Here is a 26,739-nt window from a genome sequence, read left to right on the forward strand (position 1 = left end):
GCCGGGGCGCATTATTGCAGCGCCTGATCGGTGATCGCGTGGGTCCAGGCGCCCTCGGGCTCCTTGGTGATGACCGGATCCGACCCGCCCGACATCAGCGAGGCCACCGTGCGGTCGTAATCCGCCGGGTCCAGCGCGCCGTTCGATCCGGCGGTCAGCTTGGCCACCTCGCCCATCATCCGCTTCTGGTGGGTCTCGGTCTGGGCGCCGGTCTCGTCATTGTCCAGAACGATCATCGCCGCCGCGTCGGGGTTCTGCTCGGCCCATTTCCAGCCCTTCATCGACGCCCGGACGAAGCGCACCAGCTTGTCCACCTCGGCGGGATCGGCCAGCTTGTCCTCCATCACGTACAGGCCGTCTTCCAGCGTGGCGACACCCTGGTCCTCGTACTTGAAGGTCACCAGTTCGTCGGCGGAAATCCCCGCATCGATCACCTGCCAGTATTCGTTATAGGTCATGGTCGAGATGCAGTCGGCCTGCTTCTGCAACAGCGGATCGACGTTGAAGCCCTGCTTCAGCACCGTTACGCCACCCGCTGAGCCATCGGTCGGGATGCCAAGCTGGCTCATCCAGCTGAGGAAGGGGTATTCGTTGCCGAAGAACCAGACACCCAGCGTGCGGCCGGGGAAATCGGCGGGCGCCGCGACCCCGGTCTCCTTGAGGCAGGTCAGCATCATGCCCGAGGACTTGAACGGCTGGGCGATGTTGACGATGGGCGCGCCGGCCTCGCGCGCGGCCAGCGCCGAGGGCATCCAGTCGACCATCACGTCGGCCCCGCCCCCCAGCAGCACCTGTACCGGCGCGATGTCGGGACCGCCCGGCTTGATCGTGACCTCCAGCCCCTCTTCCTCGTAGAAGCCCTGGTCGAGGGCGACGTAATAGCCCGCAAACTGAGCCTGCGTCACCCATTTCAGTTGCAGCGTCAGGTCGTCCGCCGCCTGCGCCGCGCCGGTTCCGAAGGCCAGCGCCATCGCCGCCGTCGTCATCTTCAGTCTCATCTCAACCTCCAAGTTGCCCGTGTTATCTGCCCCGTTGCGAGGGGTGCCAGAAGGTCACCGCCCGTTCGGCCAGTGCAACGAGGCCGTAGAATACCGAGCCGGCCAGCGCCGCCACGGCAATTTCCGCCCAGACCATGTCGAGCGCAAGCCGCCCAACCTCGGTCGAGATGCGAAATCCCATGCCCCGGATGGGGCTGCCAAAGAACTCGGCCACGATCGCCCCGATCAGCGCAAGCGTCGTCGCGATCTTGAGACCGTTGAAGATGAACGGCATTGCCGCGGGCAGGCGCAGCTTCATCAGCGTCTGGCCGTAGCTGGCCGACCAGGTCCGCATCAGGTCGCGTTGCATCGCCTCGCTGGCCGCCAGCCCCTGCACCGTGTTCACCAGCACGGGGAAGAACACCATGGCCACCACGACCGCCGCCTTCGACTGCCAGTCGAATCCGAACCACATCACAAGGATCGGCGCGGTGCCGATGATCGGCAGCGCCGCGATGAAATTGCCCACCGGTAACAGGCCCCGTTGCAGGAAGGGCGAGCGGTCGATCAGGATCGCCGTCAGCACCGCCGCACCGCAGCCCATCACATAGCCCGACAGCGCGCCCTTGACGAAGGTCTGCACGAAATCGACCCAGAGGATATCGGTGCTGGAGGCGATCCGCGCGGCAATCGCCGTGGGGGGCGGCAGGATCACGCCCGGCACCCCCAGCCCGCGCACCAGCCCCTCCCACACCACAAGGATCGTGAGGCCGAAGATCGCGGGCACCGCCAGCCGCACGGCCCATGTCCGCCGCCAGGGCGAGTTGGACAGCCAGACGTTCAGCGCAACCGCAGCCGCCCAGAACAGGCCCGTGCCCAGCGCCCAAGTCATCGCGCCATCCCCATGCGTTTCAGCGTGATCCGCTGGACCAGCCCGATCAGCCCCACCAGCGAGGCGGCCAGGATCGCCGCGGCGAAGAGCGCGGCCCAGATCTGAACGGTCTGGCCGTAATAGCTGCCCGCGAGCAACCGCGCGCCAAGGCCGCGCACCGCGCCCGTGGGCAACTCGCCCACGATGGCGCCGACGAGGCTCGCCGCCATCGCGACCTTGAGCGAGGTGAAGAGATAGGGCATCGAGGCGGGCCAGCGCAGTTTCCAGAACACCTGCGCGGGGCTCGCCGACCAGGTGTTCATCAGGTCGAGCTGCATCCGGTCGGGGCTGCGGAAGCCCGCCACCATGCCGACGACCACCGGGAAGAACGACAGATAGGCCGAGATGATCGCCTTGGGCACCAGCCCGCTGACCCCGACCGAGTTCAGCACCACGATGATCATCGGCGCGATGGCGAGGATCGGGATGGTCTGCGACGCAATCGCCCAGGGCATCACGCTCATGTCCATCGCGCGGTTGTGCAGGATGCCGATGGCCAGCAGGATCCCTGCCCCGGTGCCGATGGCAAAACCCAGAAGCGTGGCCGACAGCGTGACCCAGCCGTGCCAGATCAGGCTGCGTTTCGAAAGCGCGCGGCCCTCCAGCACCATCGCACCGGTTGTGTTCCACAGCTCCGCGCCCACCTGGTGCGGCGCGGGCAGTTTGGGGCGGTCCTGCGCCATCGTGTCGGCGACGATCTGGGCCAGCGTCAGGTCCTGCCCGGCGCGCGTGGCCTGATCCAGCGTCCATTGCCGGTTCAGCATCACCGCCGCCCCATACCACAGCGCAAGGATCGCCATCACCACCGTCAGGACCGGCAGCAGGCTACGCATCGTCCCGCCTCCGCGGACTGCGCTTGGCGCCGAACCGCTTGCCCGCCAGATGCAACAGCAGAACAGCCGGCGCGACGGTGACCAGAAAGGCGATCCAGCCGATCAGCGGATGCGTTCTGACCCAGAGATCGAACACCCAGGCCAGCACCACCGCCAGCCAGACCACGGTCAGCCCGACCTGGACCCAGCGTCTAGTCGTCATAGGCATGCCCCGCCCTCAGCCCCTCGCGCACGCGGTGGGCGATTTCCAGAAACGCGGCCGTATCGCGGATGTCGAGCGGACGGTCGCGCGGCAGCGGGCTGTCGATCACGTCGGTGATCCGGCCGGGCCGCGGGCTCATCACCACGATCCGGGTGGACAGATACACCGCCTCGGGGATCGAGTGGGTGACGAACAGGCAGGTCTTGCCCGTCCGCGCCCACAGCGCCAGCAACTGTTCGTTCAGGTGGTCGCGCACGATCTCGTCCAGCGCGCCGAAGGGTTCGTCCATCAGCAGGATGTCGGCATCGAAGGCCAGCGCCCGCGCGATGCTGGCCCGCTGCTGCATCCCCCCCGACAACTGCCAGGGGTATTTCCGGCCGAAGCCCTTGAGGTCGACAAGGTCCAGCACACGCGCGACACGTTCCTCCTGCTCGGCCTTCGGAAACCCCATGATCTCCAGCGGCAGGCGGATGTTCCCCGCGATCGTCCGCCATGGATACAGCCCCGCCGCCTGGAACACATAGCCATAGCTGCGCGCCTGCCGGGCGGCGTCGGGCGTCATGCCGTTCACCGTCAGGCTGCCGCCCGTGGGATGTTCCAGCGCCGCCACGCAGCGCAGGAAGGTGGTCTTGCCGCAGCCCGAGGGGCCGATGAAGCTGACGAACTCGCCCTTGCCGATGCCCAGCGACACGTCGCTGAGGGCATGGACGGGGCCGTCGTTTGTCTGGAACACCAGATCGAGGTGATCCGCCTTGATCACGGGGGTCTTCACACTGTCACCCTTCCCGGCCGCGCGCCCGCGGGACACGCGCCGTCACGTTCGCCTCAGACCCCGCTTGCCGGGATGCCCGTCCGTTCCACCTTGCGCGGCGCGGTCAGGTCCTTCCAGGACGACAGCGCCTTGTTCACCGCCCCGTTCGGCTCGCGCCGGACGAATTGCCCATGCCCTTCCTGCCCGACGAAGTCCCCGTCGTTCACGGCCACCCGCCCCCGGGTCAGGGTGAAGCGCGGCAGCCCCTTGACCTTGTGGCCCTCGAACACGTTGTAGTCGATGGAGGATTGCTGGTTGGCCGCTTGAATCGTCTTTTCCTTCTCGGGGTCCCAGACGATCAGGTCGGCATCCGCGCCCACCAGCACCGCACCCTTCTTCGGATAGCAGTTCAGGATCTTGGCGATGTTGGTGGACGTCACCGCCACGAACTCGTTCGGCGTCAGCCGCCCGGTCGCGACCCCGTGGGTCCAGAGCATCGGCAGCCGGTCCTCGAGCCCCCCCGTGCCGTTCGGGATCTTGGTGAAATCCCCCACGCCAAAGCGTTTCTGCGCGGTGGTAAAGGCGCAGTGGTCGGTCGCCACGACCGACAGCGAGCCCGAGGCCAGCCCCGCCCACAGGCTGTCCTGGTGGCGCTTGTCGCGGAAGGGCGGCGACATCACGCGCCGCGCGGCATGGTCCCAGTCGGGATGGGCGTATTCGCTCTCGTCCAGCGTCAGGTGCTGGATCAGCGGCTCGCCCCAGACCCGCTTGCCCAGCATCCGCGCGCGCCTTATCGCCTCGTGCGCGTCCTCGCAGGAGACGTGGACGACATACAAGGGCACGCCCGCCATGTCGGCGATCATGATCGCGCGGTTGGTGGCCTCGCCCTCGACCTCGGGGGGGCGGGAATAGGCATGCGCCTCGGGGCCGTTGTTGCCCTCGTCCAGCAGGCGGCGCTGCAATTCGGCAACCACGTCGCCGTTCTCGGCATGGACAAGCGGGATGGCCCCCAGTTCGGCGCAGCGGCGGAACGAGGCATACATCTCGTCGTCGTTCACCATCAAGGCGCCCTTGTAGGCCATGAAATGCTTGAAGGTGGTGATGCCCTTCTGGCGGACGACGGCCTCCATCTCGTTGAAGACCTGCTCCGACCACCAGGTGACCGCCATGTGGAAGGAATAATCACAATGCGCCCGCGTCGACTTGTTGTCCCACATCTGAAGCGCGTCGAGCAGCCCCTGTCCGGGGCTCGGCAGCGCGAAATCCACCACCATGGTCGTGCCGCCCGACAGCGCCGCGCGGGTGCCGGATTCGAAATCGTCCGCCGAATAGGTGCCCATGAAGGGCATCTCCAGATGCGTATGCGGGTCGATGCCCCCAGGCATGACGTAGCAGCCGGTCGCATCCAGCGTCTCGTCGCCCTTCAGGTCCGGCCCGATCGCGGAGATCCGGCCGTTCTCGACGGCCACATCAGCCTTGTAGGTCAGGTCGGCGGTGACGATGGTGCCGTTCTTGATGATGGTGGTCATTGGTGTTCCCCCTTATCCGGCGCATTCAGAATTCTGCCAATCTCTTGGCCAAATTGAGAATTTTCGAGATCCTCGGAAAAGAAACGGAGAACTTCTGCGTTCTTTTCGAGGATTTCCAAATCTATCCCGTTCAACGGATATCTATGCCCGTTGACTTCGATCTCCTGAAGTATTGTTCCCAAGCACATACCGTAGAGGCACAATTGCTCGAAATCTTCTGACCTGTCCCGCAGGGCTTTTCCAAATGCGGCAGCAGCGATAGACGATTTGAACGGGCGTTGCCCATAACGTCCATCAAAGAGATGTTCATTCTCAGACCATGCTGCTTCGACTAGTCGATTAGCGACCATTTGCGCGTCAATCTGTAGGTAGAACCTACGCGCATGCATTTCTAGCAGGTTCTGAGCTACAACCGCCCCTAGGCTCTTCTGATAGGTATTCTTTATTCCCTTAAACATTTCACCCCACGATCTCCGCCGTCTCGACCACCGCGTGGAACAGGACGTTCGCGCCCTTCTCGGCCCAGTCGGGGGTGATCTCCTCGGCCTCGTTGTGGCTCAGCCCGTCCACGCAGGGGCACATCACCATCGTCGTGGGCGCCACGCGGTTGATCCAGCAGGCGTCGTGGCCCGCGCCCGAGACGATGTCCATGTGGGAATAGCCCAGCCGTTCGGCGGCGTCGCGCACGCGGCCCACCAGCACCGGATCGAAGGCGGGCGGGTCGAAGAAGCCCACCAGATCGGACGAGAACTTGACCCCGATATCGGCGCAGAGCCCCGGCGCGCGGGCGAGGAACTCGGCCACCATCCCCTCCAGCGTGTCCAGGATGTGGCTGCGGAAATCGACGGTGAAGACGACCTTCTCGGGGATGATGTTGCGGCTGTTGGGGTAGACGTCGACATGCCCCACCGCCCCCACCGCATTCGGCTGGCGGGCGATGGCGATCTCGTGGACCAGTTCGATCACCCGCGCCATCCCGCGGCCCGCGTTCCGGCGCAGGTACATCGGCGTCGAGCCCGTATGCTGGCCCTTGCCGGTCACGGTACATTCGATCCAGCGCAGGCCCTGGCCGTGGGTGACGACGCCGATCTCCTTGCCCTCGGCCTCGAGGATCGGGCCCTGCTCGATATGCAACTCGAAGAAGGCATGCATCTTGCGCGCACCCACGGGTTCGTCACCCTTCCAGCCGATCCGCTCCAGCTCGTCGCCGAAGCGCAGCCCCCTGGCATCGCGCCGGTCATAGGCCCAGTCCCGCTCCAGCACGCCGGCGAAGACGCCCGAGGCCAGCATGGCGGGGGCAAAGCGCGTGCCCTCCTCGTTGGTCCAGTTGGTGACGACGATCGGGTGCTTCGTGCGGATGCCCAGATCGTTCAGCGTGCGGATGATCTCAAGGCCCCCCAGCACCCCCAGCACCCCGTCATACTTGCCGCCCGTCGGCTGGGTGTCGAGATGCGAGCCCACATAGACCGGCAGCGCATCCGGGTCCGTGCCCGGTCGCATCGCGAACATGGTGCCCATCTCGTCCACGCCCAGGGTGCAACCCGCCTCCTGACACCAGCGGCGGAACAGCGCGCGGCCCTCGGCATCGGCGTCGGTGAGCGTCTGGCGGTTGTTGCCGCCCGCGATGCCGGGGCCGATCTGCGCCATCTCCATCAAGCTGTCCCACAGCCGTTCGCCGTTGATCTTCAGATTCTCTGCGGGGGCTGTCATGGTCCTGTCGTCCTTACCTGTCCTGTCGTGTTTCGCGGCCCGGGCGCCGCTTGCCGGGCGCCTTCCGGTGCCAGTCTTGCGCCGCCCCGGGCCGAGTTCAAGCGGCGCGCCGCCGCCGCCGAGAAAATTTCCCGATTCGCCGCCGCTTGCGGTTAAAGTGGCGCCGTTCCGGCGTGCCGGGATCAACGAGACGAGGGGGCAGGCAGGCGTTTCGGACCGAAGATAAGGGAGGACAAGCAGATATGGACGGGAAAACGGTACTGATCGGGGGCGTCGTGGTGGTCGCGGCCTTCGGGTTCCTTGTGTCGCAGAACAAGTCGGGGTCGCAAGAGACCGCGCTGGAAGGCCAGGTGGCCACGCTGACCGACCGGATCAGCGACCTGGAAACCGCGCTGGCCGAGGTCACCGAACGCGCCGATGCCCAGGCCGCCGCGATCGCCGAAGGCGCGACGCTGGGCAGCCGCCTGGCCGAGACGGTGCAGGGGCTGGGCGCGATGGGCGACGCCGCCGGTCAGGACGCGGCCGCGCCTGCCGCCGAAACCGCCGCCGCGGCAGCCGAGCCGGAGGCGGCCCCCGCGGCGGCCAGCGACGCAGGCACGCTTTTGGCGATCGGACAAACGGCCGTGTTCGGCGATGGCTCGGTGCGGGTGTTCCTGTCGCGCGTCGATGCCGAGGCGGATGCTGCACGCATTGCCGTGAACGGGATCGCCACGACCACCCTCGCCGTCGGCGAGTCCGTCGAGGCGGGCGATGGCTGCACCGTCACGCTTGGCGGGATCGAGGGCAATCAGGCAAGTCTCGGCTACACCTGCGGAAGCTGAACCAGAGGCGCCCGCCCGGACCGGGGCGGGCGCCCCATGCCTCAAGCCAGCGACTTGAGCACCGCAGAGAGCTTGCCGAACACTTCGTCGATCTGCGCCTTGTCGATCATCAGCGGCGGGCTCATCGCGATGATGTCGCCGGTGGTGCGGATCAGGAGACCCTTTTCATAGGCATTCAGGAAGGCCGTGAAGGCGCGCTTGGTCGGCTCGCCCGCGATCGGTTCCAGTTCCACCGCGCCGATCAGACCCATGTTGCGGATGTCGATGACATGGGGCAGGCCCTTCAGCGAATGGAGCGCGTCCTCCCAATAGGGCGCCAGCGCCGCGGCATTCTCGAACAATCCCTCCTCGCGATAGGTCTGCAACGTGGCGATGCCGGCCGCGGACGCGATCGGGTTGCCCGAATAGGTGTAGCCATGGAACAGTTCGATCACATGTTCGGGGCCTTGCATGAAGGCGTCGTGGATCGCCCCGGCCGCCAGCACCGCGCCCATCGGAATCACACCGTTGGTCAGGCCCTTGGCCACGGTCATCATGTCGGGTTGCACGCCGAAATGATCGGCGGCAAAGGCGCTGCCCAGCCGCCCGAAGCCGGTGATGACCTCGTCGAAGATCAGCAGGATGCCGTGTTTCGTGCAGATCGCGCGCAGCTTTTCCAGATACCCCTTCGGCGGCATCAGAACGCCGGTGGAGCCCGCCATGGGTTCGACGATCACCGCCGCGATGGTTTCCGCGCCGTGCAGCGCCACGATCCGTTCCAGGTCATCGGCCAGATACGCGCCATGTTCCGGCTGGCCGCGGGTAAAGGCGTTCTGGTCGGGCAGATGGGTGTGCGGCAGGTGATCGACACCGGCCAGCAGGGTGCCGAACATCTTGCGGTTGTTGACGATGCCGCCAACCGAAATGCCGCCGAAATTGACCCCGTGATAGCCCCGCTCGCGCCCGATCAGGCGGGTCCGCGCGCCCTCGCCCCGGGCGCGGTGATAGGCGATCGCAATCTTCAGCGCGGTCTCGACCGCTTCGGAGCCGGAATTGGTGAAGAACACGTGGTCCATCCCCTCGGGCGCCATGTCCCGCAGCGCGCTGGCCAGTTCGAACGCCTTGGGGTGGCCCATCTGGAAGGCCGGCGCATAGTCCAGTTCCGCCGCCTGTTTCTGGATCGCCTCGGTGATCTTCGGCCGGCAATGGCCCGCGTTGCAGCACCACAGCCCCGCGGTGCCGTCCAGCACGTCGCGCCCGTCCGCCGTCTTGTAATACATGCCGCTGGCCCCGACGAACATCCGCGGCGCCTTCTTGAACTGGCGGTTTGCCGTGAACGGCATCCAGAAGGCGGACAGGTCGTTGGGTCCGGGGTTGCGGTCGAGCGCCATGACTGATCTCCATGCGGCAGGGCCGCCCGGGCGGCAGGCGGCCAAAATGTTTGACCATGTGGTCGGGATCACGCTAGCAGAGGGCCCGGGGCAGTCAAGCCGACCGCCGCCACGCCGCGCCGTCCGCATGGGCGACCGGCTTTCGAATTGCCTTGAATGACCTTTGTTTTTCGACCCGACGATTGCCGATGAGCCCCGAACCCACCCGCATCCAGCGCCGCAACCGCCGCGCGATCCTCGACGCCGCGCTCGCGGTATTCTCGCAGCATGGGTTCCGCGGCGCGACGCTTGACCAGATCGCGGCCGAGGCGGGACTGTCCAAGCCCAACCTGCTTTACTACTTTCCCTCCAAGGAGGCGATCCACGAAACCCTTCTGGCGGGGCTTCTCGAGACATGGCTCGCCCCGCTGCGCGCGCTGGACGCCGAGGGAGAGCCGGTCGAGGAACTGCTTGGCTATGTCCGGCGCAAGCTGGCGATGAGCCGGGATTTTCCCTGCGAAAGCAGGCTGTTCGCCAACGAGATCCTGCAGGGCGCGCCGCGCATCATGCCCGCGCTGGAGGGCGAGCTGAAATCGCTGGTGGACGAGAAGGCCGAGGTGATCGCGGGCTGGGCCGCCGCCGGCCGCATCGCCGATATCGACCCCTATCACCTGATCTTCTCGATCTGGGCGCTGACCCAGCATTATGCCGATTTCGACGTACAGGTGCGCGCCGTCCTCGGCACGGGGCGGGGCGATCCGTTCGAGGGCGCGGATCGCTATCTGGTGACGCTGTTCACCCGGATGCTCAGGCCCTGACCGCGCCTTCAGCCGGTTAACCAAGAGTCAAGTTTTTCCTCGCCACCCTCTTCTCGCATGCGGGGAAAAGGCGCATAATACCAAGTCGGTGGGGGCCTGAGCAGGAGCTTGGGACCAATGCAGATTATCGGCCCCCTTTCCGTGGCCGGATATCAGGATCACGGGGTGACTGCCGTCAGTCCCGCCGCACCGGTGGCCATTGTCGCGGCTGCCGGGCAAGGGAGTTCCGCGGGCCAGACGCGCAGCGAAACCGGCGAACGCGGCCAGCAAACGCAGCGCCAGTCCTTTCCCGCGCCCGATCCCGACCGACCCGCAGGCCCGCCGCCGACCTTTGACACCACGCCGCTCGAACTCGAGGCGGAACGCCGCGTAACCGATGCGGCGGTGCTGTGGCGCAGCGGTACGGCCAGCGCCGAGCCGCCCGCGCGGCAGCTCGACATCGAAGTGTAGGCCCGCCGCGGAGTCACTCCGCGGCGCAGGTACCGGGATTGTTGGGATGCATCGTCCAGTTCCCGTATTCCGCGGGAACGGGTTTTCCCGTGCGTGCATCCACCTCGCCCGGGGCAAGGCGGCGCATCGTGATGCAGCCCTCGACCGGGCAGACATCCACGCACAGGTTGCAGGCCACACATTCCTCGTCCTTCACCACGAACCGCCGGTCCGGCGTCATCCCGATCGCCTGGTGGCTGGTATCCTCGCAGGCCGCATAGCAGCGTCCGCATTTGATACAGGCCTCCTGGTCGATCTGCGCCTTGGTCACGTAGTTAAGGTTGAGATATTGCCAGTCGGTTACGTTCGGAACCGCCCGCCCGGTAAAGTCCGACAGGGTTGAGAACCCCTTGCGGTCCATCCAGTCGCCGAGCCCCGAGATCATCTCCTGTACGATCTTGAAGCCGTAGGTCATCGCCGCAGTGCAGACCTGCACGTTGCCCGCCCCCAGCGCCATGAACTCGGCCGCGTCCTTCCAGGTGGTCACGCCGCCGATGCCCGAGATCGGCAGGCCGCGGGTTTCGGGGTCGCGGGCGATCTCGGCCACCATGTTCAACGCGATCGGTTTCACCGCCGGGCCGCAATAGCCGCCATGGGTGCCCTTGCCGTCGATCGTGGGCTCCGGACACATCAGATCGAGATCGACAGAGGTGATGGAATTGACCGTGTTGATCAGCGACACGGCATCCGCGCCCCCCTTGTGCGCCGCGCGGGAGGCCAGCCGGATATCGGTGATGTTGGGGGTGAGCTTCACGATCACCGGCATCCTTGTGTTCGCCTTGCACCAGCGGGTGACCATCTCGATGTATTCGGGCACCTGCCCCACGGCCGAGCCCATGCCGCGCTCGCTCATCCCGTGGGGGCAGCCGAAGTTCAGCTCCACCCCGTCGGCGCCGGTGTCCTCGACGCGGGCCAGGATCGCCTTCCATGCCTCCTCGGTGCAGGGCACCATCAGGCTGACCACCAGCGCGCGGTCCGGCCAGGCGCGTTTCACCGACTTGATCTCGTCGAGATTGACCTGAAGCGGGCGGTCGGTGATCAGTTCGATGTTGTTGAGCCCCAGCAACCGCCGATCCGCGCCATAGATCGCGCCATAGCGGGGGCCGTTGACGTTCACCACCGGCGGGCCGTCCTCGCCCAGCGTCTTCCACACCACACCGCCCCAGCCCGCCCTGAAGGCGCGCACGACGTTGTATTCCTTGTCGGTCGGCGGCGCCGAGGCCAGCCAGAACGGGTTCGGGGACTTGATCCCCACGAAATCGTTTCTCAGATCGGCCATGGCTCAGCCCTCCACCAAAGCTGCGGCTGCGTCACCAGCGTTGGTCAGCCGCTCCTTCGCAGCCTGTCGAACATCATCTCCGAAGGCGTCGGGATGACGAAGCACAACCGCTTCGAACAGTAGTTCCGGGTGACCTCGATCAATCAACATTTGGAATCCCTCCGATGGGGACGCTCTCAAGACCAGATCCAGAACCGTCTTGATTTCTCCGTCCTTAGAAATCTTCTGCCTCGTCCTGGAAAGACGGACGGTCGTCCCCCTCTCGGTTTTGAGCATCTCTTCAAGCGCATGAATGGAGCACCAGACATCATGCTCAACCGTCCCGCGACGCGCAGATGGCAGTATCTCGCAAAGCCTTCGAAACGCGGCCTGCTCAACTGCAACAGCCCCCAACCGCCTAGCATTGTCGATGAATTTCCTGAGCTTCTCAGGTTCTTCAAGAATTGCAATTCTCTCCAGAGCAGCCTTTTCCCTGACAGAAGTATCGGCCATGGCTCAGCCCTCCCCCATCAGGGTCGCATGAATGTCCTCGGCGGCGTCGCGGCCCTCGGCCACCGCCGTCACGGTCAGATCGTCGCCGCCCTGGGCACAGTCGCCCCCCGCCCAGACGCCCGCGAGGCTGGTGCGCCCGGGCCCCGTCACGGCGATCTTGCGGCCCGACAGCGCCAGCCCCTCGGGCGCGCCTTCAAGGCTCTGGCCGATGGCCTTGAACACCTGGTCGGCCTTCAGCCGGAAGGTCTCGCCGGTCAGGTCCAGACCCGCTTCGGTTTCCTTCGTATAGGCGAATTCCACCGCCTCGACCGCCCCCTCGCCGAGGATGCGCAGGGGTGCGGCGCCGGTGACGATGCGCACGCCCTTGGAACTGGCGAGGTGCTGTTCCTCTTCGGACGCGCCCATCGCCTCGCGGCCGCGGCGGTAGACGATGGTCACCGTCTCGGCGCCCAGCAGTTTCGACTGCACCGCCGCATCCACCGCCGTCATGCCGCCGCCGATCACCACGACGTTGCGGCCGACCGCGATGCTGGACAGATCCTCGGCCTGCCGCAGTTCGGCGATGAAGTCGACCGCGTCGCGGACATGGGATTTTTCCTCGCCCTCGGCCCGCAGCGCGTTCACGCCGCCCAGCCCGATCGCAAGGAAGACCGCATCATAGTCCGACCGCAACCCGTCCAGCGAGATGTCGCGGCCCAGCGCCTTGCCGTTGTGGACCGCGATGCCGCCGATGCCCAGCAGCCACTCGACCTCGGCCTGGGCGAAATCGTTCACCGTCTTGTAGGCGGCGATGCCGTATTCGTTCAGCCCCCCGGCCTTGGGTTTCGCATCGAACAGGTCGACCGCGTGCCCCTTCATCGCCAGCCTGTGCGCGCAGGCCAGCCCCGCGGGCCCCGCCCCCACCACGGCGACGCGCCTGCCGGTCGGTTCGGCGCGCGTGAAGGGATGGGCGCCCTCGGCCATCAGCGTGTCCGTGGCATAACGCTGCAGCCGCCCGATCTCGACCGGCCTGCCCTCGGCCACCTCGCGCACGCAGACCACTTCGCAAAGCTGCTCGGTCGGGCAGACGCGGGCGCACATGCCGCCCAGGATGTTCTGGTCAAGGATCGTGCGTGCGGCCGCCCGCGGCGCCCCGGTCGCGATCTCGCGGATGAAGAGCGGGATGTCGATCGACGTCGGACAGGCCGTGACGCAGGGCGCGTCATGGCAAAAATAGCAACGATCCGCGGCAATGGCGGCCTCGTGCGCGGTCAGGGGCGGCGCCTTGTCGGCGAAATTGTCGCGATACGCCTCGGGCGCGAGACGCCCGGACACGACCCCGGGGGTAAGTTGCGTGTTGGCCATGCCGGCCCTCCCTGCTGCCTTCCCGTTTCGGCGAAGCCTGCCACAGCAAAGGATTTTATCAAACGGTAAATTCCAAGCACGCAGCAAACACCGTTCCTCCGCGAAAAACGGGGCATATCCGGCACAAGGATTGTGCAGCGGACGCCTCCGGGCGCGCGTCGGCAAAAACCGCCGCACCCGCTTTCCATGGGGGGATCCCTCGCGTATAAGCGGCCCAATTCACGAAGCGGATGGCCCCGGGGCGGGCCGGTCCGGGACCGATCGAGGACAGGCATGACCAAGACTTCCCACGAGGCGGACGTGGCCTTCATCCAGGCACTGGCCGAACTTCTGCGCGAACACGACCTGACCGAACTGCAGGTGAAACGGGAATACGGCGAGGACGACTCGCTGGACGTGCGGGTGTCGCGGTCGCTGCCCGCGCCCGTGGCCGCCCCCGTGATGCACGCGCCCGCGCCCCTTGCCATGCCCGCGATGCAAGCCGCCGCGCCGGCCGCGGCACCGGCCGAGGATCCCGCCCAGCATCCCGGCGCCGTGACCTCGCCGATGGTGGGCACCGCCTATCTGCAACCCGAGCCCGGGTCTGACTCGTTCGTCAAGGTGGGCGACACGGTGACCGAGGGCCAGACGCTTCTGATCATCGAGGCCATGAAGACGATGAACCACATCCCCGCGCCGCGGGCCGGAACCGTCAGGCGCATCCTCATCGAGGACGGCGCCCCGGTCGAGTACGGCGCGCCGCTGATGATCATCGAGTAAGGCGCGCGCATGTTCGACAAGATCCTCATCGCGAACCGCGGCGAGATCGCCCTTCGCGTGATCCGGGCCTGCCGCGAGATGGGCATCCGGTCCGTCGCGGTCCATTCCACCGCGGATGCCGACGCGATGCATGTGCGCATGGCCGACGAAAGCGTCTGCATCGGCCCCCCGCCGGGCACCGAAAGCTATCTGTCGATCCCGTCGATCATCTCGGCCTGCGAGATCACCGGGGCACAGGCGATCCACCCCGGCTACGGCTTCCTGTCGGAAAACGCCCGGTTCGTTCAGATCGTCGAGGATCATGGCCTGACCTTCATCGGCCCGTCGGCGGAACATATCCGCATGATGGGCGACAAGATCACCGCAAAGGAGACGATGAAGGCCTTGGGCGTGCCCTGCGTGCCGGGCTCGGATGGCGGGGTGCCGGATGTCGAGACCGCCCGGAAACTTGCCGGCGAGATGGGCTATCCGGTGATCGTCAAGGCGACCGCGGGCGGCGGCGGGCGCGGCATGAAGCTGGCCCGGACCGCCGACGACCTGGAACGCGCGTTCCAGACCGCGCGCTCCGAGGCCAAGGCTGCCTTCGGCAATGACGAGGTCTATATCGAGAAATACCTGACGAAGCCCCGGCATATCGAGATCCAGGTCTTCGGCGACGGCCAGGGCCGCGCGGTACATCTGGGCGAGCGCGACTGTTCGCTGCAACGCCGCCACCAGAAGGTCCTGGAAGAGGCGCCGGGCCCGGTGATCGACGCCGAAACGCGGGCGCGCATCGGCAAGGTCTGCGCCGACGCGGTGGCGCGGATCAACTATCGCGGCGCGGGCACGATCGAATTCCTGTTCGAGGATGGCGAATTCTACTTCATCGAGATGAACACCCGCCTGCAGGTGGAACATCCCGTGACCGAGGCGATCTTCGGCGTCGATCTGGTGCGCGAGCAGATCCGCGTGGCCGAGGGCCATCCGCTGTCCTTCGACCAGGATGACCTCGTGCTGAACGGCCACGCGATCGAGGTGCGCATCAACGCCGAACGCCTGCCCGATTTCGCGCCCCGCCCCGGCCGGATCACCGCCTATCACGCACCGGGTGGCCTGGGCGTTCGGATGGATTCGGCGCTCTATGACGGCTATTCGATCCCGCCCTATTACGACAGCCTGATCGGCAAGCTGATCGTCCATGGCCGCGACCGGGCCGAGGCGCTGGCCCGGCTTGACCGCGCGTTGGGCGAGTTGATCGTCGACGGGGTCGAGACCACGGCGCCGCTGTTCCGCGCGCTGCTGCTGGAGCCCGACATCCAGAAGGGCGACTACAACATCCATTGGCTGGAACGCTGGCTGGAGGCCGGGCCCGAACTCTGACCGGCCCCACGCTCCGGCCCGCCGGGAGCGAGTGCATGGCGGCCGACCGACTGACGCCCCGGATGCTGCTGAATGCCTATGCCTCGGGCATCTTCCCGATGGCTGAATCGCGCGAGGATCCGGAAATCTTCTGGGTCCAGCCGCGGCGGCGGGGCATCTTCCCGCTGAACGGCTTTCACATCTCGAACAGCCTTGCCCGTCACATCCGGCGCAATCCCTTCACGATCCGCATCGACACCGATTTCGCGGGCGTCGTGGCGGGCTGCGCGGAGCGGGACGAAACCTGGATCAACGACACGATCTTCGCCCTTTACCAGGAGTTGCACGCGATGGGCCACGCCCATTCGCTGGAGGTCTGGGAAGGCGAAGCCCTGGTCGGCGGGGTCTACGGCGTAACGCTGGGGGCGGGCTTCTTCGGCGAAAGCATGTTCTCGCGCCGGACCGACGCCTCGAAGATCGCGCTGGCCTATCTGGTGGACAGGTTGCGCGCGGGCGGGTTCCGGCTGTTCGACACGCAATTCATCACGCCGCATCTGCAAAGCCTGGGCGCGATCGAGATCTGCCGCGACGACTACATGCGTCGGCTAGAAGCGGCGCTGGCACAGCAGGCGGATTTCACCTGCCCCGAGACGCCCGCCTCGGGTCAGGCGCTCTTGCAGCGCAGGACCCAGACGTCATAGCGCGCGTGATCCAGCGGGTTCAGCGCCGGGCTCGAGGCCAGCATCCAGCCCGAGAAAAGCCGCGAAGCCCCCGCCACGTCGACGATCTCGATCAGCGCGAAGGCATCCGAGGCCGGGTTGTCCTCCGGGTAGCGACATTCCCTGAGCGTCACCAGCACCCGTCCGAACCGCGCGCTTTGCCCGGGGGCAAGGTCCAGATCGGCCGTTGCGCCCGAGACCTTGTCCAGCCCCCGCAAGACCGCGCCCGCCTCGGCGGTGCCGGTCCGGATCACCGGATCGGCCACCGGCTCGGGCGCGGCGGGGCGCATCACCAGCGGATCCTCGCGCTCGATCTGCGGCAGCGGCTCGCCACGCAACTGGTCGTCGAGCATGCTTTCGCCCGAGGGCAGGCCGTCGAGCGGCGCCACCGACCAACCCTCGGCGGTCCAGCTGTCCGGATCCCAAGTGGGCTGCTGCTGGGCGGCCAGCGGCGCCGCGGCGAGGATCAGCGCCAGCGCAAGACGCCCGGCGATCATTCCGCGCCCTCCTCGCCGGTCGCGGTGAAGACCTTCATCAGCAGCGAGATCAGGCTGACCGCGCCCTGGGTATCCAGAACCTCGTCGCCGGGGGACAGGTTGAACGGCGAGCCGCCGGGAAGGATCTCGACGAAGGTGCCGCCCAACAATCCCTCGGACGAGACCAGAACCGCGCTGTCGTCGGGCAACTCGATCCCTTCGTCCACGGTAAAGCGGGCGTCGGCACGGAAGGTCTGGGGGTTCAGATCCAGCGCGGTGACGGTGCCGACCTTGACGCCCGCAAGCCGGACATCGGTGCCGACGGTGACGCCCTCGACCGAGCGGAAGCTTGCCGTCAGTTCATAGGCGCCCGCAGTACCGCCCAGCCCGGCCGTCTGCGTCGCATAGGCAAAGAAGCCCAGCGCCAGTGCCAGAACCGCGCCCCCCGTGATCACCTCGGTCGTGGTATTATCGGCCATCGTTCTATTCGGGTTGCCAGGCCTCGTAGTCCTGCCGGCGGGCAGGCTCGGGCCGGCGGATCGATCCCGGAGGGGCATAGGCCAGCGGCGTGCCGGTCAGATTCTCCTGGTGGGGTTTTTCCCAGGGCTTCCGTGCCAGCGGCCGCTCGGTCGGGGGCTCGGCATAGGTGTGGTGCAGCCAGCCGTGCCAGTCGGGTGTGATCCGGCTTGCCTCGACCTCGCCGTTGTAGATCACCCAGCGGCGCGCGCCGTCCTTCGACTGGTAGAACACGTTGCCCTGGCCGTCCTCGCCCACCCTTTCGCCGTGTCGGGCGGTGAAGAGCCGTGTCCCCACGGTCTCGGCGTTCCACCAGGTGACGTATTTCAGCAGGCTGTCGATCACGCCCATCGGACCCTCCGCGTGTCTCTGCCCGACATATGACGCATGCGCGGGCCAAGGTCCAGTACCTGCCACCCGCGCCCTAGCCCGGCTTCTGGTCCGGCCTCTGGCCGACCGCCCGGCCCACCCCGTCGGGCCGCGGCTGCGCCGCATGCGCCGCGGCGATCTCGGCCAGCCGCCGGGCAAGCTCGGGACCGGGCGGCGCGGCACGGCGCGTCGCCAGGCTGACATGGATCAGCAGATGCTCGCCTGTGGCGGCCAGGGTGTCGTCCGCCAGCATGCGGTGGAACAGGTGCATCTTGCGGCCCGTCCCCTCCAGCAGCGTCGTTTCGATCCGGAACCGCTGGCCCGCACGCAGTTCGGCAAGGTGGCGGATATGGGTTTCGGCGGTGAAAAAGCTTGCGCCCGCAGCAATGTAGTCGGCATCACAGCCGATCATCGCCATGAACCGGTCGGTGGCGTCGGCGAAGGCGTTCAGATAGCGCGACTCGGTCATGTGGCCGTTATAATCGGTCCAGTCGGCCGGCACGGCGCGGTGCTGGGTGACGATCGGCCGGGTGATGTCGCCCAGCTCCGGCCGCCGTGCGGCATCGAAGGCGTTCAGCGGCGCCCCCGCCCCCGAATCCGTTCCCTTCAGCGCACGCAGCAGCGCCACGAGATCAGTATCGCGCTGCCGCAGCTGCGCGTCCGCGGGCAGATCGCCCACCGCCGCACCAGTCTGTTCGGCAAGGGTGCGTGCCAATGTCTCGGTGGCTTCGGGCACGTCGGTCAGATGCGACAGCGGCGCGCCCAGCCCCGAACCGAGCCGCGCCAGTGCCTGCGACAGCCCCTCTTCGCCACCCGCCAGCCGCCGCGCACCGAACAGCCCCCCCTGCGCCAGCGACAGGCCGGGGCCCAGCCGGATCGCCCGGTCGATCTCGCCGGTGGTCGCGATGCCGTCCTCGACCAGCCACAGCGCCTCGCGCCAGGCCGCCTCGATCAGGCGCCCCGCGACGTGGCCCTCGATCTCGTGCCCGATCTCGAGCGGCGCCATGCCGATCTCGGCCAGCAGGCCCCGGGCGCGGGCAAGCGTTTCGGCGGGTGCGTCGGGCGCTGCCGCCAGTTCGACCAGCGGCAACAGGTAGACGGGGTCGGCGGGACGGGCCACCAGGATCGGACAGCGCCGCGCGGCCGGGCCCTGCAACGCCGAAGGCAGGAACCCCGCGGTGGACGAAGCCAGGATCACCTCGTCGGCGCAATGTTCCTGCACCTTCTGGAAAAGCGTCCGCTTGAGGTCCAGCCTTTCGGGCACGCTTTCCTGGATCCAGTCCGCACCCCGCACCGCCTGCGAGATCTTGTCGGCGAGGATCACCGCGCCCTCGGGCGGCAGCGCGGTATCGAACAGCCCCGGCAGCGCGCGGCGCGCATGCCCGAGAACCGCGTCGACCCGCGCGGCGGCCGCCGGATCGGTATCGAAGACCCGCACCTCCCAGCCCATCAACGCAAATCGCGCGGCCCAGCCCGCGCCGATCCACCCGGCCCCGAGGATCGCCGCGACCCTGCTCATTCGGCACATCCCCCGATACCGTGGGCGCCCCTGCACCGGGCGCGGCGCAAGACTGCCCCGGCCATGCGGCGGCCCCCTTCGCGGTTCATGTTGCGCGGCATGCTTGTCCCCCCTGTCCGCACCCCAGGATAATGGCCAGCACGGGGGCCGCGGCAAGGCCCGGCCGGGGATCGGACGCGCACCGGGGCGCAAGCGTGCCAGAGATGCAACGCCCCCACGCCGCCGGGAGCCCCGGTCAGAAGGGCATAGGATGCGCCTTGTGGGCCAGCGCGATGTCGGCCAGCACCGCGTCGGACAGCGTCAGATCCGCGGCCCCGAGCGCGGTTTCAAGCTGCGCGGTCGACGTCGCGCCGACGATGGGGATCACCGGGAACGGCCGCTGGGCGACGAAGGCGATCGCCATCTGCGCCGGGTCCAGCCCATGGACATTCGCGATCCCCAGATAGGCCGAGACGGCCTCCCACACGCGCGGCGTGATCCGGCCGTTCAGGTCGGGCTGACGCTCGCGCCGGGTGCCCTCGGGCGTGACGTCGCCGGCGTACTTGCCCGTCAGCAGCCCTGCGGCCAGCGGCGTGTAGGCCAGCAGCGTCACCTCTTCGTTGACGCCCAGTTCGGCAAGGTCGGTGTCGTAGTGGCGGCAGAGCAGCGAATACTCGTTCTGGATCGACTGCACCCGCGGCAGGCCATGCATCTCGGCCAGGCCCAGCCACTGGCAGGTGCCCCAGGCGGTTTCGTTCGAAAGGCCGAAATGGCGGATCTTGCCCTCCTGCACCAGATCGGCCAGCGTCTCGAGGCAGTTCTGCATGTCGGCCAGCGTCGCATCGCGGTCCTGCCCCGAGGGATCATAGGCCCAGTTCTTGCGGAAATGATAGGATCCCCGGTTCGGCCAGTGGATCTGGTAAAGGTCGATATAGTCGGTCCGAAGCCGCCGCAGCGAGCCCTCGACCGCCTCGCGGATCGTCGCGGGCGAGAGGGGCGCGCCCTCGCGCACCGCCATCTGGCCCTCGCCGGTGGCCTTGGTGGCCAGGATCACCTCGTGCCGGCGGCGGCTGGTCTGCAACCAGTTGCCGATGATCCGCTCCGTGCGGCCGACGGTCTCTTCACGGACCGGGGCCACCGGGTACATCTCGGCGGTGTCGATGAAGTTCACCCCCCGCTCCAGCGCCAGGTCGATCTGGGCATGGCCCTCGTCCTGGGTGTTCTGGCTGCCCCAGGTCATGCTGCCCAGGCAAAGGCAGGACACCCTCAGCCCGGTCCGGCCCAGCGCGACTTTCCTCATGGTTATCCCCTGTTCTTTCGGTCAGGTGCCAGAGTTATCGGCTGGGCCGGGAAGAGCAACCCCTCAGGGGCGGACGTAGCTGAATCCGTCCTCCTGCAATTCGACCAGCCGGACCACGCCCGACGGCACGATCCGCGCCTCGTCCACAAGCGCGACCTCATGCCCGGCCGCGGCGCTCAGCTTGCGGTGGGTGTTGCCGCAGGCCGAGAAGACCAGCCGCTCGCCCATCTCCAGCGACATCGCCGCGATGCGGTCCTCGGCGGGGCTCTTGCCCGGGATCAGCATGTCGAGGCCGGGGCCGTAGGCGACCACCTCGATCAGCACCTCGTCCCCCTGCCCCTGGTAATGGGCGGCGAGGTTCTGGACGTTGTTCAGCGCCATCGCGATCACCTGCGGCTCGTTCTGGTTGACGTGGACCGCGATGCGATGTGTCTTGCCCTCGGCCCAGGCGGCCGGGGCCGCGGCCAAGGCCAGCAGCCCCGCCAAAGCGAGATGTTTCATGGATGTCTCCTCCCTGTTCGTCGCGCGATGATATCAGGGTTTCCGGGGGCACAAGCGGGGAAAATGTCGAGAGCACATGAAGACCGTCACGCGCTTTGCGGCCTGCCCCCCTGGCCCGTGGTGCCGCGGCGCCGACACACGCCAGCACACCGATACCGGGTCTGTCCGCGAACCGCGTCGCTCCGGCGTCCCGGCCGCGTCAGTAATCGCGTTCGTAGAAGATGCCGATCCCGGTATCGCCCTTGGCATCCACGCCGCCCCGGACCGTCACGCTGGGCGTCAGGTCAAGGTTGAGGTCGATCCGGCTGTTGCCGTCTCCATCCACCGTGACCTCGGAATAGATGTTTTCGGACAGGTACTTGCCGACGCTGACCTCGGTCTGCCCCTCGTCATTCTGGCGCACGTCGATCTCGTCGAGGCCGGTGCCTTCGCGCACCTTGCCGAGAAGCCCGCCGCCATTGCCCCCCGCCAGCCCGGCAACCGCCGTGGCAAGCTGCACCGCCTGGAAGGCCGACAGATCCTCGATGCTGCGGCCGAACAGCAGGCGGGACAGAACCTGGTCCTCGGGCAGGTCCGGGTCCGAGAGAAAGCGGATCTGGGGCGCGCTGGCGCGGCCGTCGATCACGATCCGGGCGGTGATGTCGTCGGCCCGGGTTTCGGCGGCGAAGCGCAGATAGGGATCAAGCGCGCCCTGCAACGACACCTGCCCCTCGGTCAGTTCGAACCGTTGCGACAGGATGTCGAGCCGGCCGCGGATCAGGTCAAGCCGGCCTTCGGGAACCACCGCCGCCGTGGTGCCGCGCACGCGCAGCAGCCCGCCCACCTCGGCATCCAGCCCGCGCCCGCGGACGAAGACCTGCCCGGGCGCCGAGATCGTCAGGTCCAGCGGATAGGGCCGCCCGGTGCCGCCGCCCCCGGTCCGTGCCAGAAGCCCCGCGCGGGCGCGGGTCGCACGTTCGGCCGCGGTCTCGCCGACATGGGTGATCTCGGGGATCGGGCCCCCGGCGGTGGCGCCGGTCGAGGGCAGGGAAACCTCCGTGCGACCCAGGTCGACCCGGCCCGAGATCGCAGCGCCCCCCGCAAGCGGCCCGCGAACAGACAGCCGTCCGTCAAGCGTCGTCTCGTAGAGAGGGGCGGCAATCCGGGCGCGGTCGAGCGCGATCGCAAGGTCACCCTGGAAGGGAGATGACAGGCGCACGGGGCCCGCGACGCTGACCTGGCCGCCGCCAAGCGCGCCGGCCAGGTCGAGCGCCTGGCCGCCGGACAGCGCGACCGTGCCGCCCAGATCGGCGACCGCAAGCCCCAGCGTCGGCAGCGCAAGCCGCGCGCCCGCCGTCGTCACCTGACCCGACAGCGCGGCAAGCCCCAGCGCGCCCCTCAGCGCAAGGTCATAGCGCGCCTGACCGTCCAGGCTTCGCGGCGCGATGATCCCGTTCGCAAGCGCAAGCGGCGCGGTGCCCGACGCCTTCAGATCGGCACGCGACCCGTCACGGGCAAGCGTGCCCTGCAGGCGCGCCGTCGTGCCGCCAGGCCCCGTTGCGTCGAGGTCGAGCCTCAGGTCGCCATTCGTGGGCTCGGCCCGCCCCTTGACCGACAGCGCCCCCGGGAAAGCCGGAGCGAGCAGCGCAAGGTCCGAAAGCCGCCCCGACAGGTCAAGCGCCCCGTCCCCCGCACCCTTGGCCGTCAGGCTCAGGACCGGGGTCGCAAGATCCAGCGCCTCGATGTCGAACGCGCCGCCGAGGCGCGCGCCGCGCGCGCTGATCCGCGTCGCGCCGCCGATCAGCCGGTCCGCCTGGCCAAGCCCCAGCGACAGCCCCTGCCCCCGCGCATCAAGGGCGGCACGGACATCGCCGCGGATCGCGCCCTCGCCGGTCAGCGTCGCCTCGACCGCGCCCCGCAGCGGCCGCCCGGCAAGCCCCGAGAACGGGCCGAGGTCACCCGCCGTCAGCGTCACGCGCCCCTCGGCGGGCAGCGCCGGGTCGTCGGGCGTCAGCGCGCCGGTGGCCGACAGCCGCGCCCCCGCGCCCGCGGCCTCCAGCCGGTCGACGCGGATGCGCCCGCCCTCCTCCCAGCCGAGGCTGGCATCGACGCTGCCGGGGCCCGACAGCCGCGCGTCGACCAGCGACAGGTCGCGGACCTGGCCGGTCACGCGGAACCCGGCGGCGGTGGTGGACAGATCGCCGCCCGCCTCCAGCGCCAGCGCGGGCGTGTCGATGGAAAGGGCGCGCAGCGTCGTGCCCTCTGGCCCGCGCGCGGCCCCAAGCGACAGCGTTCCAGGCCCCGCCAGCAGCGGGTCGAGCGGCGCGGTGCCGGTTGCTAGATCGCGGGTTTCGGCCGTCAGCGTCAGGTCGAAGACCCCGTCAAGCAGGCCATAGCGCCCCTCGACCCGCGCCTCGGCCGCCCCGCTCAACGGCCGGCCCGCAAGCGGCGCGAACCGGGCGAGATCGTCGAGCGACAACGTCGCGCGCCCGTCAAGCGGCAGGCCCCGGGCAAGATCGCCCAGCGTGCCTTGCGCGGTGCCGCGCGCCCCGCCCGACGTGATCGCCAGATCGTCCAGCCGGGGGTCCGATCCCTCGGCATAGGCCAGCCGCGCGGTGGCGCGCAGCGCCTCGCCCAATGCACGGGCAAGCGCCGGGTCGTCATGGCCCAGGCCCGTGGCGGCGATGGTCAGATCGGCGGTCAACGCCGCGGGACTTTCGGGCCGGATCGTGCCGGTGCCCGCGATCTGCGCGCGGCCAAGCGCCAGCCCCGCCCGGGACAGCCCGTCCAGCACCGCCTCGGCCTGCCACCGCTCGCCTTGCGCGGCGTCGAATCGTGCGCTCAGCCGCACGCCCTCGACCCGCGTCTCGGGCCCTGCAACGGGCAGCGCCACCGGGCCCGCCAGCCTGCCGTCGATCGCCACACGTTCCGGCAGGCCTGAGGGGGCCAGCGCCAGCGTACCCGACACGTTCAGCGCCCCGGTCGCCACCTCCAGCCGCGACAGGTCGGTGCCGCCATCGGCCCGGCGCGTGCCCGCGACCTGCACGCGCGCCGCGTCGCCAAAGAACGGCCGGAAACGTTCGGCCACCAGCGGCGCCACGTCCCCCGCGATGTCGAGCCCGAAGCGCGCCATGCCGGGGGTCTCGGCGGGCTCGTCCAGGGTGAACCGGCCCGTGACCCGGTCGATCCCGTCGGTCGCCAGCGCAAGATCCGCACCGAAATCCGACAGCGGTCCCGCCCCGGTCAGCGCCAGCGCAAGCGGCGCCCCCCCCGGCAGGCCCAGCCGCGTCGAGACCAGCCCCCCCGCCCCCTCGGTCAGCGCGATGTCGAGCGTCAGGTCGCGGGTGTCGTTCGCATAGGCGGCCTTCACCGCAAAGCGGCCCTCGGCATCGGTGCGGGCGGCGGTGATGTCGGCCGCGCCCGCGCCGCCCGCCAGCCGCAGGGCGGCGGCGATTTCCAGCACCGCCTCCTGGCCCAGCACCGCCGCGCCAAGCGCCAGGCGCGGCGTCGCCACCTCGCCGATCTCGATGGAAACGGGCAGGTCCGGCAGGCGGAAGGGCTGCGCCTCGGAATCCTTGACTTCGGGGCCGCCGCCGCCCTCGGGCAGCCGGACCAGCACGATCTCGTCGGCGCTCAGCGTCCGGACCTCGACCCGGCCGCGCAGCAAGGCCGCCCGTGACCAGTCCAGCTGGGCACCGCGGATCATCAGCCAGACGCCCTCGGCATCGGCGATCGACAGTTCCTCCAGCGTCGCCTGCGAGGACAACGCGCCCCTGAAACCGATGATGTTCACCTCACGCCCGGCATTCGACAGCCGATCCTCGAGAAACGCCTCGAGGATGCCGCGATCGTCCTGCTGCGCGGCGGCCGGCAGGGCGGCGAGGATCACCAGGACGAAGGCGCGCACGATCCGCATCAGAACGCCTGCCCGATGCCGATATAGATCTGCACGCCGTCCCCGGTATTGCCCGAAACCGGCGCGGCGATGTCCACCCGGATCGGCCCGATCCCGGTATCATAGCGCAGCCCCAGCCCCGCGCCGGAATGCCAGTCGCCGTCCCCCACCCACGAATCCGGCCCGACGAAGCCAGCATCGGCAAAGGCCACCAGGCCGAACTTGCCGCGCAGGGCGATCCGCGCCTCGGCCGACAGCCCGACGAAGGACCGCCCGCCGATCCGCGCGCCGCCCGGCAACTCGACCGCCAGCGATTCGTAGGGCTGCCCGCGCACCGAGCCGCCGCCGCCCGAGAAGAACAGCATCGCCGGAGGAACCCCATCGGCGCCCGCCCCGAGAACCGAGCCGAACTGCATCCGCCCGGCCAGCACCACCCGATCGCCGAACTCGCGATAAAGCCGGGCGTCGGCGGTGACATGTGCCCCGCTCTCGGCATCGCCCCCCGCGGCGAACAACGGCGTCACCCCAAGGTCGAGATAGCTGCCCGAACGGCTGTTCAGTGCACTGTCGCGGTCGTCCCAGGTCAGCGATACGGGCAGCATCGCGTGGCTCATACTCCGGCTGCCCAGATCGTCGCGCACATCGGAATAGCTGAAGGTGAGCGCCGCCGCCCCAGACAGCCGGTCCGAGAAGACATGGGTCAGCCCGACGCCGAACCGGCCGGTATCCTCGCGGAAATCAGGCTCGTCCAGGCGCTCGATGGCGGCAAGCGCGTAGAACCCGGTATCGGGTCCGATGACCGCGGGCCGGTCGAAGCGGACCGACAGGGTGTAATCCTGGCCGCCGCTCTCTGTGCCGCCGATGCCGCCGATCTCGGCGTCGAATCGCAACCGCTCGGCGCCTCCCAGCAGGTTGCGGTGCATCCAGAAGGCCGAAAGCGCCACGCCTTCGAGCGAGGACAGTTCGGCGCCAAAGCCGATCCGGCGCGGCTGGTCGTCCGAAACCGTCAACGCGATGTCCATGCCGCCGCCCGGCCCCAGCGTCTCGGCCTCGGCCAGGCTGACCGACCGGAAGGCGCCGCTGCGGCGCAGCCGCTCGGCGCTGCGTTCCAGCGCCTCGGGGTCGAAGCGGTCTCCGGTGGGCAGCCCGGCGATGGCGCGCAGCCGGCCGGGGCGCACCGCGGAGGGCCCCTCGATCACCAGATCGCCAAAGACGACCGGCGGCCCGGGCGCCAGGTCCAGCCGCGCGGCCAGCGTGGCGCTGGGGTGATGGGCGGTGATCCGCTGGTCCGTGACACGCGCCTTGGCATGGCCCGCCGCGCGCCAGCCGTCGATGCCCGCCTTGGCAGCCCGGCTGATCGTGGTGCTGCGCGCGGGTGCGCCCGGAACGAACCCGCCTGGCAGATCGGTGTCCGGCGCGACGGGGCCGATCCGCGCCTCGGAAAACGCATAGGGGCGGCCGGGCTCGACCACGATCTCGACCCGGCCGATCCGGTCCGGCGCGGACAGCGCAGAGATGTCGGCCGCCTCGCGCCCGTCCACCCGGATATGGATCACCGGCGCGTAATAGCCCTGCGCATAAAGCGCCCCGATCAGCCGGGCATAGTCGGCACGGGCGGCGGCAAGGATGTCCTGCGCGGTGCTGTCGGGGGCGCGCGCTGCCTCGAGGCTGAGAGCCGAGGCCAGCAGCGCCTCGCGCAGGCCATCGGGGGCGCCGGGGGCGGACAGACGCGTGTCAGCCGCGGCCGCGGGCAATGCGGCCAGAAGGGATACGGCGCAGGCCGCACAACGGACGATGTGGTTCGATTCGGCCAAGACACTCCCCCAGTCCCGGCCCATACTGGGCGAAGCAGGCGGGGGATTGA

Annotated in this window: 26 protein-coding genes; 6 read left to right on the top strand and 20 right to left on the bottom strand. The window is 68.5% G+C overall.

All coding sequences use genetic code 11. From position 1 onward, the window contains the following. Positions 1-11 precede the first annotated feature (11 nt). From EV655_RS12910 to EV655_RS12945, 8 genes are all read right to left on the bottom strand, one after another. A complete protein-coding gene (locus EV655_RS12910; protein ID WP_132545495.1) occupies positions 12-998 on the bottom strand; it encodes an ABC transporter substrate-binding protein in 987 nt (328 codons plus the stop codon). Positions 999-1,020: 22 nt separating this feature from the next. Further along, positions 1,021-1,869 carry an ABC transporter permease gene (locus EV655_RS12915; protein WP_132545497.1) on the bottom strand — a complete coding sequence of 283 codons (849 nt, stop codon included), beginning with the start codon at positions 1,867-1,869 and terminating at the stop codon, positions 1,021-1,023. Continuing rightward, positions 1,866-2,741 (bottom strand): ABC transporter permease, encoded by an 876-nt coding sequence (locus EV655_RS12920; RefSeq protein WP_132545499.1) that lies wholly within the window; start codon positions 2,739-2,741, stop codon positions 1,866-1,868. Before EV655_RS12920 ends, EV655_RS12915 begins: the two co-directional genes overlap by 4 nt. Beyond that, entirely contained in the window at positions 2,734-2,943 is a 210-nt protein-coding gene (locus EV655_RS12925; RefSeq protein WP_132545501.1) for a hypothetical protein, read from the bottom strand. Before EV655_RS12925 ends, EV655_RS12920 begins: the two co-directional genes overlap by 8 nt. Beyond that, complete coding sequence (locus tag EV655_RS12930) at positions 2,933-3,703, bottom strand: ABC transporter ATP-binding protein (protein ID WP_132545674.1); 771 nt, start codon at positions 3,701-3,703, stop codon at positions 2,933-2,935. Before EV655_RS12930 ends, EV655_RS12925 begins: the two co-directional genes overlap by 11 nt. 65 nt (positions 3,704-3,768) lie before the next feature. Beyond that, a complete protein-coding gene (hydA, locus tag EV655_RS12935; protein WP_132545503.1) occupies positions 3,769-5,223 on the bottom strand; it encodes a dihydropyrimidinase in 1,455 nt (484 codons plus the stop codon). Continuing rightward, positions 5,220-5,681, bottom strand: coding sequence for a hypothetical protein (locus EV655_RS12940; protein ID WP_165905346.1), 462 nt, complete (start codon positions 5,679-5,681; stop codon positions 5,220-5,222). Before EV655_RS12940 ends, hydA begins: the two co-directional genes overlap by 4 nt. Before the next feature lies 1 nt (position 5,682). Then, the gene (locus tag EV655_RS12945) at positions 5,683-6,933 is read right to left on the bottom strand and encodes a Zn-dependent hydrolase (protein ID WP_132545507.1); all 1,251 of its coding nucleotides are present in this window, start codon (positions 6,931-6,933) and stop codon (positions 5,683-5,685) included. Positions 6,934-7,175: 242 nt separating this feature from the next. Between EV655_RS12945 and EV655_RS12950 the strand changes: the two genes are divergently transcribed. After that, positions 7,176-7,754, top strand: a complete 579-nt coding sequence (locus EV655_RS12950) for a hypothetical protein (RefSeq protein ID WP_132545509.1) — start codon at positions 7,176-7,178, stop codon at positions 7,752-7,754. A 41-nt stretch (positions 7,755-7,795) separates the two neighbouring features. On the opposite strand, the gene aptA is transcribed toward EV655_RS12950, so the two are convergent. Further along, positions 7,796-9,124, bottom strand: coding sequence for an omega-aminotransferase AptA (gene aptA, locus EV655_RS12955; protein WP_132545511.1), 1,329 nt, complete (start codon positions 9,122-9,124; stop codon positions 7,796-7,798). A gap of 188 nt (positions 9,125-9,312) precedes the next feature. Between aptA and EV655_RS12960 the strand changes: the two genes are divergently transcribed. Together EV655_RS12960 and EV655_RS12965 are read left to right on the top strand one after the other, a co-directional pair. Then, a complete protein-coding gene (locus EV655_RS12960; protein WP_132545513.1) occupies positions 9,313-9,921 on the top strand; it encodes a TetR family transcriptional regulator C-terminal domain-containing protein in 609 nt (202 codons plus the stop codon). Between the two features lie 117 nt (positions 9,922-10,038). After that, entirely contained in the window at positions 10,039-10,371 is a 333-nt protein-coding gene (locus EV655_RS12965) for a hypothetical protein (RefSeq protein WP_132545515.1), read from the top strand. A 13-nt stretch (positions 10,372-10,384) separates the two neighbouring features. Here EV655_RS12965 and preA read toward each other — a convergent pair whose 3' ends face one another. Genes preA through EV655_RS12980 form a run of 3 tightly spaced genes read right to left on the bottom strand, consistent with a single transcriptional unit; the run spans position 10,385 to position 13,525 of the window. Next, entirely contained in the window at positions 10,385-11,689 is a 1,305-nt protein-coding gene (preA, locus tag EV655_RS12970) for an NAD-dependent dihydropyrimidine dehydrogenase subunit PreA (RefSeq protein ID WP_132545517.1), read from the bottom strand. 3 nt (positions 11,690-11,692) lie between these two features. Then, positions 11,693-12,181 carry a hypothetical protein gene (locus EV655_RS12975; protein ID WP_132545519.1) on the bottom strand — a complete coding sequence of 163 codons (489 nt, stop codon included), beginning with the start codon at positions 12,179-12,181 and terminating at the stop codon, positions 11,693-11,695. A gap of 3 nt (positions 12,182-12,184) precedes the next feature. Beyond that, the gene (locus tag EV655_RS12980; protein ID WP_132545520.1) at positions 12,185-13,525 is read right to left on the bottom strand and encodes an NAD(P)-dependent oxidoreductase; all 1,341 of its coding nucleotides are present in this window, start codon (positions 13,523-13,525) and stop codon (positions 12,185-12,187) included. Positions 13,526-13,798: 273 nt separating this feature from the next. On the opposite strand from EV655_RS12980, the gene accB reads away from it, so the two are divergent. From accB to aat, 3 genes are read left to right on the top strand one after another with little or no spacing between them, the layout of a single operon-like run. Further along, positions 13,799-14,284 (top strand): acetyl-CoA carboxylase biotin carboxyl carrier protein, encoded by a 486-nt coding sequence (accB, locus tag EV655_RS12985; RefSeq protein ID WP_132545522.1) that lies wholly within the window; start codon positions 13,799-13,801, stop codon positions 14,282-14,284. Positions 14,285-14,293: 9 nt separating this feature from the next. Then, positions 14,294-15,643: an acetyl-CoA carboxylase biotin carboxylase subunit gene (gene accC, locus EV655_RS12990; protein WP_132545524.1), complete on the top strand. Its 1,350-nt coding sequence runs from the start codon at positions 14,294-14,296 to the stop codon at positions 15,641-15,643. Positions 15,644-15,678: 35 nt separating this feature from the next. Then, complete coding sequence (gene aat / locus EV655_RS12995) at positions 15,679-16,323, top strand: leucyl/phenylalanyl-tRNA--protein transferase (protein WP_132545526.1); 645 nt, start codon at positions 15,679-15,681, stop codon at positions 16,321-16,323. Here aat and EV655_RS18890 read toward each other — a convergent pair. From EV655_RS18890 to EV655_RS13035, 8 genes are all read right to left on the bottom strand, one after another. Then, entirely contained in the window at positions 16,287-16,838 is a 552-nt protein-coding gene (locus tag EV655_RS18890) for a DUF2155 domain-containing protein (RefSeq protein ID WP_243645076.1), read from the bottom strand. The two genes, aat and EV655_RS18890, sit on opposite strands and share 37 nt — an antisense overlap. Continuing rightward, positions 16,835-17,296: an outer membrane lipid asymmetry maintenance protein MlaD gene (mlaD, locus tag EV655_RS13005; protein WP_132545528.1), complete on the bottom strand. Its 462-nt coding sequence runs from the start codon at positions 17,294-17,296 to the stop codon at positions 16,835-16,837. The genes EV655_RS18890 and mlaD overlap by 4 nt, the downstream gene beginning before the upstream one ends. A gap of 4 nt (positions 17,297-17,300) precedes the next feature. Then, a complete protein-coding gene (locus EV655_RS13010; RefSeq protein WP_132545530.1) occupies positions 17,301-17,684 on the bottom strand; it encodes an NADH:ubiquinone oxidoreductase subunit NDUFA12 in 384 nt (127 codons plus the stop codon). A 73-nt stretch (positions 17,685-17,757) separates the two neighbouring features. After that, complete coding sequence (locus EV655_RS13015; protein ID WP_132545532.1) at positions 17,758-19,221, bottom strand: 3-hydroxyacyl-CoA dehydrogenase NAD-binding domain-containing protein; 1,464 nt, start codon at positions 19,219-19,221, stop codon at positions 17,758-17,760. A 235-nt stretch (positions 19,222-19,456) separates the two neighbouring features. After that, entirely contained in the window at positions 19,457-20,500 is a 1,044-nt protein-coding gene (locus EV655_RS13020) for an aldo/keto reductase (RefSeq protein ID WP_132545534.1), read from the bottom strand. Positions 20,501-20,563: 63 nt separating this feature from the next. Then, the gene (locus EV655_RS13025) at positions 20,564-21,001 is read right to left on the bottom strand and encodes a DsrE family protein (protein WP_132545536.1); all 438 of its coding nucleotides are present in this window, start codon (positions 20,999-21,001) and stop codon (positions 20,564-20,566) included. A gap of 199 nt (positions 21,002-21,200) precedes the next feature. Continuing rightward, positions 21,201-24,896 (bottom strand): translocation/assembly module TamB domain-containing protein, encoded by a 3,696-nt coding sequence (locus EV655_RS13030; protein WP_132545538.1) that lies wholly within the window; start codon positions 24,894-24,896, stop codon positions 21,201-21,203. Further along, the gene (locus tag EV655_RS13035; protein ID WP_243645077.1) at positions 24,896-26,689 is read right to left on the bottom strand and encodes an autotransporter assembly complex protein TamA; all 1,794 of its coding nucleotides are present in this window, start codon (positions 26,687-26,689) and stop codon (positions 24,896-24,898) included. Before EV655_RS13035 ends, EV655_RS13030 begins: the two co-directional genes overlap by 1 nt. Between the last annotated feature and the right edge of the window lie 50 nt (positions 26,690-26,739).

This window comes from Rhodovulum euryhalinum, from assembly GCF_004342445.1.
Taxonomy (GTDB): domain Bacteria; phylum Pseudomonadota; class Alphaproteobacteria; order Rhodobacterales; family Rhodobacteraceae; genus Rhodovulum; species Rhodovulum euryhalinum.